7 protein-coding genes and 1 pseudogene are annotated in these 8,503 nt (G+C 69.3%); 3 read left to right on the forward strand and 5 right to left on the reverse strand.

Annotated elements, in window-relative coordinates:
* From AXA74_RS14775 to AXA74_RS14790, 4 genes are read right to left on the reverse strand one after another with little or no spacing between them, the layout of a single operon-like run.
* Complete coding sequence (locus tag AXA74_RS14775; protein WP_029581076.1) at positions 1 to 1,146, reverse strand: acyl-CoA dehydrogenase family protein; 1,146 nt, start codon at positions 1,144 to 1,146, stop codon at positions 1 to 3.
* A gap of 11 nt (positions 1,147 to 1,157) precedes the next feature.
* Entirely contained in the window at positions 1,158 to 2,120 is a 963-nt protein-coding gene (locus AXA74_RS14780) for a tripartite tricarboxylate transporter substrate binding protein (protein ID WP_029581077.1), read from the reverse strand.
* Positions 2,121 to 2,152: 32 nt separating this feature from the next.
* A complete protein-coding gene (locus AXA74_RS14785) occupies positions 2,153 to 4,228 on the reverse strand; it encodes an acetate--CoA ligase family protein (RefSeq protein ID WP_032979812.1) in 2,076 nt (691 codons plus the stop codon).
* Complete coding sequence (locus AXA74_RS14790) at positions 4,225 to 5,028, reverse strand: enoyl-CoA hydratase (protein WP_029581079.1); 804 nt, start codon at positions 5,026 to 5,028, stop codon at positions 4,225 to 4,227. The genes AXA74_RS14785 and AXA74_RS14790 overlap by 4 nt, the downstream gene beginning before the upstream one ends.
* Positions 5,029 to 5,120: 92 nt before the next feature.
* On the opposite strand from AXA74_RS14790, the gene AXA74_RS14795 reads away from it, so the two are divergent.
* The 3 genes from AXA74_RS14795 (at position 5,121) to AXA74_RS14805 (ending at position 8,309) form a co-directional block, all read left to right on the forward strand.
* Positions 5,121 to 5,891 (forward strand): IclR family transcriptional regulator, encoded by a 771-nt coding sequence (locus AXA74_RS14795; RefSeq protein ID WP_032955171.1) that lies wholly within the window; start codon positions 5,121 to 5,123, stop codon positions 5,889 to 5,891.
* A 52-nt stretch (positions 5,892 to 5,943) separates the two neighbouring features.
* Positions 5,944 to 6,804 carry a GntR family transcriptional regulator gene (locus tag AXA74_RS14800; protein WP_032955169.1) on the forward strand — a complete coding sequence of 287 codons (861 nt, stop codon included), beginning with the start codon at positions 5,944 to 5,946 and terminating at the stop codon, positions 6,802 to 6,804.
* A 188-nt stretch (positions 6,805 to 6,992) separates the two neighbouring features.
* Positions 6,993 to 8,309 carry an aspartate aminotransferase family protein gene (locus AXA74_RS14805; protein ID WP_032955167.1) on the forward strand — a complete coding sequence of 439 codons (1,317 nt, stop codon included), beginning with the start codon at positions 6,993 to 6,995 and terminating at the stop codon, positions 8,307 to 8,309.
* A gap of 5 nt (positions 8,310 to 8,314) precedes the next feature.
* Here AXA74_RS14805 and AXA74_RS24395 read toward each other — a convergent pair.
* Positions 8,315 to 8,503: pseudogene (locus tag AXA74_RS24395) on the reverse strand (hypothetical protein); the annotation flags it as partial.

The following is an 8,503-nucleotide window of genomic DNA, read 5'->3' on the forward strand; positions in this document are numbered from 1 at the left end:
TCACCCTTTGGGCAGGCCCAGCATATGCTCGGCGATGATGTTGCGCTGGATTTCGGAGGTGCCGGCCAGAATGGTCTCGGCGCGCGACCACAGATAGGCATGGGACAGCGCCCGCGAGGCCTCGTCCGGCGGCAGCACGCCGCGCGCGCCCAGGCGCTCCATGGCCAGTTCCAGCAGGCGCTGGTGGGCTTCGCTCCAGTGCACCTTGGTCGACGAGCCTTCCGGGCCCGGCGGATCGCCGCGCTGGGCGGCCTGCAGGGCGCGCTGCGACTTCAAGGCCAGCACCTGGCTATCCAGGGCCAGCCGCGCCCAGCGCCGCTGCGAGGCGGCATCGCCGCACAGGGCCCGCACCGCGGCCAGCTCCTGGGCAAAACGCACCAGGCGCGGAATGAAATACGTGCCGCGCTCGAAGCTGGCCGCGGCCATCGCGATACGCCAGCCGCCGTGCTCGCTGCCCACCAGGGCATCCTCGGGCACGAAGACCTCCTCGAAAAAGACCTCGCAGAACTCCGCCTCGCCCGTGAGCTGGCGGATGGGAGCCACGCGCACGCCGGGGCTGCCCATGTCCACCAGCAGAAAGCTCAGGCCCTTGTGGCGTGGCGCCTGGGGATCGGTGCGCGCCAGCACGAAACACCATTGCGCGCGGTCGGCGAACGATGTCCAGATCTTGTGGCCCGACAGCCGCCAGCCGCCCGCGCAGCGCTCGGCCCGGGTCCGCACGGCGGCCAGGTCGGAGCCGGCGCCCGGCTCGGAATAGCCCTGGCACCAGATCTCGCGGTTGGCCAGCACGCCGGGCAGAAAGCGCGCCTGCTGCGCCGGCGTGCCGAAATGCAGCAAGGTGGGCGCCAGGATGCCGTGGCCGATGAGATTGATGCCCAGCGGCGCGCCGCAGCGCGCATGTTCCTCATGAAAAATGGCCTGGCGCGCCAGCGGCAGGGCCAGGCCGCCGTGCTCGGCCGGCCAGCCCAGGCCCGAGCAGCCCTGGGCGCACAGCCAGTCTTCCCAGGCGCGGCGGTAGTCCAGCGAGCGCGGCGCGGCCCCGCCCGGCCAACGCGCGGCAAAAGCCGCGTAGGCCGGCGCCAGCCACTGGCGCAGGGCTTGCCGGAAGTCCTCGTCATCCGGCAGGGCCGCGAAGGTCTTCATCATGCCGCTCATGCCTACTCCAGCCGGATATTGGCGTCGCGCGCGACCTTGGCCCAGGTGGCGATATCCTGCTTGATGAACGCGCCGAAGGCCTGCGGGTCGCTGCCGATGATGTCCAGCCCCAGGTCGCTGAACTTGGTCTTGACCGCCGGCTCCTTGACGATCTCCGCCACGGCCCGGTAGAGCGTGTCGATCACCGGCTTGGGCGTGCCGGCCGGGGCCACCAGGCCCAGCCAGGGCATGGCCGAGTAGCCCGGCAGGCCGGAGGCCGACATGGTGGCAAGCTCGGGCACCGAGGCCGAGGGCTGGGCCGTGGTCACGGCCAGCGCCCGCAGGCGCCCGTCCTTGACGAAGGGACCGGACGAGGCCCAGGCGTCGAACATCACCTGGATGCGCCCGGCCACCAGGTCGTTCAGGGCCGGGGCGCTGCCCTTGTAGGGAATATGCGCCATCTGCACGCCCGCCATGCTGTTGAACAGCTCGGCCTCCAGGTGGGTGGAGCTGCCCGCGCCCACCGAGCCATAGCTGACCTTGCCCGGGTTGGCCTTCAGATAGGCGATGAGCTCGCCCACCGTCTTGGCCGGCACCGAAGGATGGACCTCCAGCACATGCACCACCGAGGCCACCTGGCTGACCGGCGCGAAATCCTTGATCGGATCGTAATTGACCTTGGCGTAGATGCTGGGCGCGATGCCCAGCGAGGACGCCGCCATCAGGAGCGTATAGCCGTCGGGCTCGGCCCTGGCCACATAGTCCGAGGCGATCATGGTGCCGCCGCCCGGCTTGTTTTCGACGATCACCGGCTGGCCGATCTTGGCGGTCAGGCGCTCGGCCACCAGGCGGCTCATGATGTCGGTGGCGCCGCCGGGCGCGAACGGCACCACGATGCGCACCGGCTTGGACGGATAGTTGTCGGCGGCCTGCGCCAGGGTCGCCGCCAGGGCCAGCGCGCAGCCGGCCATTACTTGCTTCAACATTGTTGTCTCCTCCGTGTGTTGCCCAGGATGGCCTAGGCGGTTGCGGGCAGGATCAGCGCGTCCAGCACGGCGACGCCCTGTCCGGCCTCTTGGACCAGCAATGGATTGACCTCGATTTCCCCGACCACGGCCGGCGCGGCCAGCATGGCCTGGCCGACCGCGGCAATGGCCTGGCAGGCCGCCGCCACATCACCCGCCTTGCCGCGATAGCCCTCCAGCAAGGGATAGGCTTTCAGTTCGCGCAGCATCTCGCCGGCCATGGCCGCGTCCACCGGCAAGAGCCGGTGGCTGACATCCTGATAAAGCTCGGTGAGCACGCCGCCCAGGCCGACGGTCAGCACCGGCCCGAAGACCGGATCGCGCGTGGCGCCCACGATCAGCTCGGCCACGCCGCGCGCCATGGGCTGCACGAGCACGCCGTCGAGGCGCGCGCCCGCCTGGCTCGCGCCGGCGGCCATCAGCCGCTCGAAGGCCGCGCGCGCGGCTGCGTCATCGGCCACGTTCAGGACCACGCCGCCGATATCGGTCTTGTGCGCGATGTCCGGGCTGAGGATCTTCATGGCGACCGGATACCCCAGCCCGCGCGCCGCGTCCACTGCGGCCTCGGCGGTGGCGGCCCGCGCCACGCGCTGCGGCGGCATGCCGAAGCCCGCCAGCCAATCGCGCGCCGCGGCCTCGTTGCAAGGCAAGGCGGGGGCCGCGGCCGGCCCGACAGCGTCCGCCTCGGCGCGGCGGCGCCCGCGTCCCTCGCACCAGCGCAGATAAGGCGCCAGGCTGTTGACGGCCAGGCCGAGATCGTCGAACACCGCCACGCCGGCCTCGCGCAAGCGCTCGCGGCATTGCGCCTGGCCCGTGTCGATGGCGACGAACAGGCGCGCATGCGCGCCCGCCGTCTCCACCAAGGCGTCGGCCATGCGGTCCAGCATATAGCCGGGCGCGTAGACCACCACGGTATCGATGTCCGGCGAGGTCGCCAGCGCGGCCAGCACCGTGCGCACGAAGTCCGGGTCGTTGACCACATTGCCGGTCACATCCACCGGATTGCCGACCATGCCGTAATCGGGAATGCCCTCGCGCAGCGTGCGCTGCAGCGCCGGCGGCAGATCGGGCAGCTCCAGCCCGGCGCCGATGAATTTATCGGCCAGGATGGCGCCCAGCGCGCCCGACATGGTGACCACGGCCACGCGCCGCCCCGCCTGACGGTCGCGCAGCGTGGCCAGGCTGGCGATGGCCGCCATCTGGGCAAAATCATCGGCCTGGATGACATTGAGCTGGCGAAAGGCCGCCGCATAGACGCGCCGGTCGCCGGCCAGGGCCGCCGTATGCGAGCGCACGGCCTGCGCGCCCTTGTCGGTATTGCCGGCCTTCAGCGCGATCAGCACCTTGTCCTGGCGCTCCAGGGCCTGGCAGGCACGCACAAAGCGCGGGCCGTCGCGCAATTGCTCGATATAGCCCAGCACGATGCCCGTGCCCGGATCCTCGGCCAGATACTCCAGGTATTGCGAGAAATCGATGCAGGCCTCGTTTCCCGTATTGATGAAATGCGAGAACGGCAGACCCAGACGGCGGCCGATGGCGTAGACCGCGGCGCAGACATTGCCGCTTTGCGTCAGCAGGCTCACCGTGCCGGGCCCGGTCTGCGCCGGCGCGGTCTTGAAGACCGAGGCGAAGGCGGTATAGGCCTGGGTGTTGAGATTGGCAAAGCCCATGCAATTGGGCCCGGCCACGGCCATGCCGCTGTCGGCCGCGAAGCGCTCCATTTCCGCTTGCAGGCGCTGGCCTTCCTCGCCCTCCTCGGCAAAGCCGGCCGCATAGACAATGGCCGCGCGCACGCCGCGCGCATGGCAGCGCTTGAGCATGGGCGTGACCTCGGCGGCCGCGATGGCCAGCACCGCCAGGTCCACGCCCGCCGGCACGGCCTCGATATCGGGCCAGCAACGCAGGCCGAAGACTTCTTCGTACTTGGGATTGACCGGATAGATATCCCCCCGGTAGCCGAAGCGGGTCAGCAGTTCCAGCGGCAGGCCGCCGATGCGCCCCGCATTGGCGCTGGCGCCGATCAGGGCGATGGAACGCGGGTCCAGCAAAGCGTCCATGGCGCTTCTCATGCCGTCTCCCCCTTTTTGTTGCGCATGATGGCCTGGGCCAGGCCGCGATCGCGCACGGAGCGGAATTCCTCGCTCATATGCGAGAGCTGGTGCGTGTCGAAATGCGCCGACAAGGCGGTGCGCAGGCCTTGCGCATCGGCGGTGCGATTGAGCGAGCGCTTGACCAGGTGCAGCCCGAAGGGCGGCGCCTGGGCGATGCGCTGCGCCAGGGCCAGGGTGGCGGCCTCCAGCTCGGCCACCGGCACCACGCGGTTGACCATGCCGATGCGCAAGGCTTCCTGTGCTTCGAGCTTCTCGCCGGTAAACAGCATCTCCTTGGCGCGACGCAAGCCCATGACCCAGGGATGGATCAGCACCTCGGTCGCCGCGGCGGCCAGGGTGTGGCCCACGGGATCGGAGAAGAAAGCGTCCTCGGCGGCGACGATGAGGTCGCACATATTGGCGATCATGAAACCGCCCGCCACGCAGGCGCCCTGCACCTGGGCCACGGTGGGCTTGGGAAAGTCCCAGATGCGCATGCAATAGCCGAAATAGCGGCGCGACTCATAGGCCCAGCGCTCCTCGACCGTGAAGTCGGCGCGCTTGGCCTGGGCCTCTTTCAAGTCATGGCCGGCCGAAAAATGCGCGCCGCGCCCGGCCAGGACCACCACGCGCACGCTCTCGTCCTCGGCCGCGTCTTGCAGGGCCTGGTCCAGTTCATCGAGCATCTGCTGGCTCTGGGCATTGCGCGCCGCCTCGCGCGCCAAGCTGATGCGGCAGACCGCGCCCAGCTGCTCCACCGTCAACGTGCTGTATTCCATGGTCTCCTCGTCCTTGTTCTGGTGTGCCACGGATTGAATTAAGACAGCAGTTTTCCTAAAATACAAAATATTCAAACCAAATTTCCCACAATATGAACACCACAGGCTCGACCGGCGGCACCCAGAGCATGCGCCGCGCCCTGGAACTGCTGCGCCTGCTGGCCCGCCACCAGGAAGACGGCATCGACCTGCAAGGCGTCATGCGCGAGTCCGGCCTGGAGCGCTCCACCGCCCACCGCCTGCTCAGTTGCCTGCTGGAAGAACAATTCGCCGAGCGCGATCCGCAAAACCGCCGCTACCGCCTGGGCGTGGACGCCATGCAGCTGGGCTTCGCCTCGCTGCGCCGCACGCCGCTGCTGGACGCGCTGCGCCCCTTCGCGCAGAAACTGGCCCGGCTCTCGGGCGACACGGTTTTCCTGGTCATCCGGCAAGGCGATTACGCGCTCTGCCTGCTGCGCGAGGCCGGCAGCTTCCCGGTCAAGGTCTTCACCATCGACCAAGGCGAGCGCCGCCTGCTGGGCGTGGGCGCCGGCGGGCTGGCCATCCTGGCCACCCTGCCCGACGAAGAAATCGCCGCCCTGTACGCCCGCCACCCCAAGCACTATGCCCAGGCCGGCCTGTCCGCCGCCGCCCTGATGAAGGCCGTGCGCCGCGCGCGCGAACAGGGCTACTCGGAAATCGTCGACAGCATCACGCCCGGCGTGTCCGGCGTGGGCGTGGCCTTTCCGGTCTCGGCCCTGACCTCGGTGGCTTTCAGCTTCGGCGCCATCAGCAGCCGGCTGGATACGTTACGGCGCGCCGAGATGGGCCGCTTGCTGCGCGCCGAATGCCTGGCCTGGGCCGAAGGCCAGCGGGAGGCATGAAAAGCGGGTGGGACTCCGTTACCATCTACGTCCTCTGCCTCCGACACCGCCCATGGCCGCCCGTCCCACCGCCCTGCAAGTCGACCTCGCCCGCCAGATCGCCGACGATATCGCCGCCGGCCGCCATCCGGTGGGCGAGCACCTCTCCGAAGAAGCCCTGGCCAAGCGCTATGCGGTGTCGCGCACGCCGGTGCGCGGCGCGCTGGCCTTGTTGGCCGCGCAAGGCCTGATCGCGCACCGGCCCAACAGCGGCTACACCGTGGCCGCCCTCACCGCCCAGGCGCCGCTGCCCAGCTTGCGGGGCCCCACCCAGGCCGAGCTCTATCGCCGCCTCATCGACGACCGCGCCCGCCGCGAGCTGCCCGAGACCTTTACCGAAAGCGAGCTGCACCAGCGCTACGGCGCGCCGCGCGCGGTGCTCGCCAAGACGCTGCTGCAGCTCTCGGCCGATGGCCTGATCGAAAAGCGCAAGGGCCACGGCTGGCAGTTCGCGCCCTCGCTGGACAGCGCCGAGGCGCTGGCCGAGAGCTACCGTTTCCGCATGGCCATCGAGTGCGCCGGCCTGCTTGAGCCCGCATTCCGGCTGGACCGCCCGGCGCTGGCGCGCATGCGCGCCGACCATGAAGCGCTGCTGCGGCGCGACGACGTCTCGGCCGCCGAGTTCTTCGCGCTGAACACCGCCTTTCACGAACTGCTGGCGCGCTGCTCGGGCAACCGCCACATCCTGCAGGCCGTGCAGCAGCAGAACCAGCTGCGGCGCCTCGAAGAACACGCCGCCTTCTATCGCGCCGCCCGCTACGCCGACTCCTCGGCCGAGCATCTGCGCATCATCGAAGCCCTCGAGGCCGGCGACAATGAATGGGCCGCCCAGTTGATGCGCCAGCATCTGAAGGCATCGCTGCAGGCGTCGTGATATCCGGCAGGCGCCGGACGCGCCCAGGCCAGCCCCCCCCCCGCCAGGCGGCGCCACCGGGGGCCTGACACCGCAAGCCGTATCCATTCAACAAAAAAATCAGGCACCACCCAAAAATTCGCGTTTAATTGTATTTTTTATTTAATTAATACAAAATAGACGCTCCCCAACACGACGCAGGACTTCCCATGCCGCACCCCGCCGAGCTCAAGACCGATGCTTTCTGGATGCCGTTCACGGCCAACCGCCGCTATAAGCGCGACCCGGTGCTGTTCACCTCGGCCCAGGGCATGTACTACCAGCGCCCGGACGGCAGCCAAGTGCTCGACGGCATTGCCGGCCTGTGGTGCGTCAACGCCGGCCACCGCCGGCCGGAGATCGTCCAGGCCATCGCGCGCACGGCCGAACAGCTGGACTACGCGCCTTCGTTCCAGATGAGCCACCCGCTGGCCTTCGAGCTGGCCGAGCGCCTCTGCGCCCACGCGCCGCAGGGCTTTTCGCAGGTCTTCTACTCCAACTCCGGCTCCGAGGCCGTGGACACGGCGCTGAAGATCGCCCTGGCTTATCACCGCGCGCGCGGCCAGGGCCAGCGGGTGCGCCTGATCGGCCGCGAGCGCTCCTACCATGGCGTGGGTTTCGGCGGCCTGTCCGTCTCGGGCATCGGCGGCCAGCGCAAGGCCTTCGGCAATCTGCTGCCCATGGTGGATCACCTGCCCCACACCTATGACCGCGAACACATGGCCTATTCCCGCGGCGAACCGCAATGGGGCGCCCACCATGCCGAGGCGCTGGAGCGCCTCATCGCCCTGCACGACGCCTCCACCATCGCCGCCGTGATCGTCGAACCGGTGGCCGGCTCCACCGGCGTGCTGGTGCCGCCGCGCGGCTACCTGAAGCGCCTGCGCGACATCTGCGACAAACACGGCATCCTGTTGATTTTCGACGAGGTCATCTGCGCCTTCGGCCGCATCGACGGCGCCTTTGCCTCGGCCTATTTCGGCGTCACGCCCGACATCATCACCAGCGCCAAGGGCCTGACCAACGGCGCCATCCCCATGGGCGCGACCCTGGTGCGCGATCACGTCCACGAAGCCTTCATGCAGGGCCCGGAAAGCGCCATCGAGTTCTCGCACGGCTATACCTATTCCGGCCATCCGGTGGCTTGCGCGGCCGCCCTCGCCACGCTGGACATCTGCGAACGCGAGGGCCTGTTCGGCCGCGCGCGCGAATTGTGGTCTTATTGGGAAGACGCGGCGCATGCCCTGAAAGGCCTGCCGAATGTGGTGGATATCCGCAATATCGGCATGCTGGCGGCCATCGAACTGGCGCCTCTCGAAGGCAAGCCCGGCCAGCGCGGCTACGACACCCATCGCGCCTGCCTGGCGCGCGGCAGCCTCATCCGTTCTTCGGGCGACACCATGCTGCTATCGCCGCCGCTCATCATCGAGCGGGCCCAGATCGACCAATTGTTCGGCACCCTGGCCGAGGTGCTCAAGGCCGGCTGACCCGCCTAGCCCCCGGCGCGGGCATCGAAGTCTTCCCAGCGGCCATTGCTCCACCGGCCGTCGGCGCGCTCCAGATCCTCGCCGCCATGGGCGCGCAGCACGCGGCTGCCCTCGGCTTCGCGCCGCGGATCGACCCGCAGCGCCAGCAGCACGCCGTGCCGCCGCGCCGGCCGCCGCGCGCGGCGCGCCAGCGC

The organism is Bordetella hinzii LMG 13501, assembly GCF_001548475.1.
Classification (GTDB): domain Bacteria; phylum Pseudomonadota; class Gammaproteobacteria; order Burkholderiales; family Burkholderiaceae_B; genus Bordetella; species Bordetella hinzii.

Excerpts from the sequence above, each read along its gene's own strand:
- AXA74_RS14775 (WP_029581076.1), bottom strand. The coding sequence starts at position 1,146 with ATGATGAAGACCTTCGCGGCCCTGCCGGATGACGAGGACTTCCGGCAA.
- AXA74_RS14780 (WP_029581077.1), bottom strand. The coding sequence starts at position 2,120 with ATGTTGAAGCAAGTAATGGCCGGCTGCGCGCTGGCCCTGGCGGCGACC.
- AXA74_RS14785 (WP_032979812.1), bottom strand. The coding sequence starts at position 4,228 with ATGAGAAGCGCCATGGACGCTTTGCTGGACCCGCGTTCCATCGCCCTG.
- AXA74_RS14790 (WP_029581079.1), bottom strand. The coding sequence starts at position 5,028 with ATGGAATACAGCACGTTGACGGTGGAGCAGCTGGGCGCGGTCTGCCGC.
- AXA74_RS14795 (WP_032955171.1), top strand. The coding sequence starts at position 5,121 with ATGAACACCACAGGCTCGACCGGCGGCACCCAGAGCATGCGCCGCGCC.
- AXA74_RS14800 (WP_032955169.1), top strand. The coding sequence starts at position 5,944 with ATGGCCGCCCGTCCCACCGCCCTGCAAGTCGACCTCGCCCGCCAGATC.
- AXA74_RS14805 (WP_032955167.1), top strand. The coding sequence starts at position 6,993 with ATGCCGCACCCCGCCGAGCTCAAGACCGATGCTTTCTGGATGCCGTTC.